The organism is Campylobacter concisus, assembly GCF_003048555.1.
Lineage (GTDB): Bacteria > Campylobacterota > Campylobacteria > Campylobacterales > Campylobacteraceae > Campylobacter_A > Campylobacter_A concisus_AO.
The window spans coordinates 1-1903 of record NZ_PIRR01000085.1 but is presented as its reverse complement, the minus strand read 5'-3'; the positions used below and the strand labels follow the sequence as shown (position 1 = coordinate 1903).

Annotated in this window: 2 protein-coding genes; both read left to right on the top strand. The window is 35.7% G+C overall.

Annotated features, from left to right (window positions below; translation table 11 throughout):
- Window positions 1-45 precede the first annotated feature (45 nt).
- The gene (locus CVS92_RS08940; protein ID WP_107789223.1) at window positions 46-1368 is read left to right on the top strand and encodes an NFACT RNA binding domain-containing protein; all 1323 of its coding nucleotides are present in this window, start codon (window positions 46-48) and stop codon (window positions 1366-1368) included.
- A gap of 3 nt (window positions 1369-1371) precedes the next feature.
- The gene (locus CVS92_RS08935) at window positions 1372-1716 is read left to right on the top strand and encodes a hypothetical protein (RefSeq protein ID WP_084109652.1); all 345 of its coding nucleotides are present in this window, start codon (window positions 1372-1374) and stop codon (window positions 1714-1716) included.
- The last annotated feature ends 187 nt before the right edge of the window (window positions 1717-1903 follow it).

Genomic DNA, 1903 nt, shown 5'->3' with positions numbered 1-1903 from the left:
GCTTTTATTAAAACATTTTTGCAACATTTCTGATATAATCCCCACATGAAGTACGCACATTTAGTTCAAATAGCAAGTTATCTATCAAATTTTACAAAGATAAACCAAGCAAAACGCATTAATGATATGGCTATTTTAATCGAATTTAATGGTGAGAAGATCATCTTTGATCTAAACAAATCAAACTCTGCTATCTACAAAGATGACGAGTTAAAAGAAGCAAAAATTTATCAAGCACCTTTTGATAATGTCCTAAAAAAGCGCTTTAACGCCTCGCATATAAAAAACGTTGAGTACTTAAAAGATAATAGAATTTTAAAATTTATCTGCACGCAAAGTGGCTCATATAAAAGTGAAAATTTTATTCTCTATCTTGAATTTACAGGTCGCTTTACAAATGCTGTGATAACTGATGAAAACAACGTAATAATCGAAGCGTTAAGACATATTGATAATAGCTACCGAAAGATAGAAACTGGCGAAGTTTTAAGAGAGCTTCCAGCTATCACTATCAAGGAAAAACCGTGCGAGCCCATAACTGACTTTGAGGTGTTTTTTAAGAGCGAAGCGACTAGAGTAAATGAATCAAGGATAGCTAGTTTAAAAGAGGCGAAGCTTGCAAGCGTACAAAAAAAGATAGATAATATGAGCGAAATTTTAAACTCACTTGAAGACAAAGATGAGCTAATGAGAAAGAGTGAGGAATCTGCGAATTTAGGATCGCTTTTGCTTGCAAATTTGGGAAATTTTAAGGGCTATGAGAGAGAAATTTGCCTGAAAGATTTTGATGGCAACGAGATAAAATTAACCCTTAGCGATACACCAAAAAATAGTGCAAATGAATTTTACACAAGATCAAAAAAGTTTCGAGCAAAGGCCCTTGGCGTGGAGATAGAAAAGAGAAATTTAAGCGAAAAGATTGAGTTTTTTGAAGGATTAAAATCCCTCTTAAAAGAAGCGAATAGTCTTTATGAGCTTGAAATTTTAAGCCCAAAAAACAAGGCAAAACAAAAAGAACGTCATGTAAAAGATGTGAGTGAAAATGCTGAAATTTTTTACGTTAGAGAGTTTAAGATTTTAGTTGGTAGAAACGAAAAAGGCAATATAAATTTGCTTGACCTTGCCAAAAAAGACGATATATGGTTACATCTAAAGGATACCCCAAGCGCTCATGTCATTATTAAAACAAACAAGAGCAAGGTACCCGAAGATGTGCTAAAAATGGCAGCTAAATTCTGCGTAGAATTTAGCGTAAAAGGAGCTGGCAGATACGAGGTGGACTACACCAAACGCGAAAATTTAAAACGTGAAAACGGTGCAAATGTCACTTATACGAACTATAAAACTATCATCATAAATAAAGGCTAAAAAATGGCTGTAACACCTTTAGGAAATAGTAACTTTATAAATCAAAACGCACCAGTAGTGTCGCAAGTGCATGCAAATCAACAAGCTAGATTTGATATGCAGTCTTTGATGACAGCTGAGCTTGCCTCGCAACAAAGTGAAGAGATCAAAGAGGTGCGTCCGATGGAAGAGTCTTATAAAATAGACCCTGAAAAGGAACATGAACGCCAAAAAAATGAAGAAGAGGCAAGTGAGTTTGAGAGTGAAAAACAAAATTCAAGAGATAGTGACGAAGAAAATTTGGACGATATAGCAGATAATGAGGAAATAGTACCTAGCGAACATCACATGCTTGACATAACTATTTGATGCCTAAACACCCCAGCCCCACAAACACCACGTCTCAAGTCAGTGATACTCCCCAACACCTAACCCTCCTTCAAATTTTCAACGCAGTAAATGATAAAGAAAAACTTTTCAAGATCCACTCTGACTCACCTAAAGCTTGCCCACTTGGTGGCAAGATCGAAGGCCTCTTAACCAACCACTTCCTAAA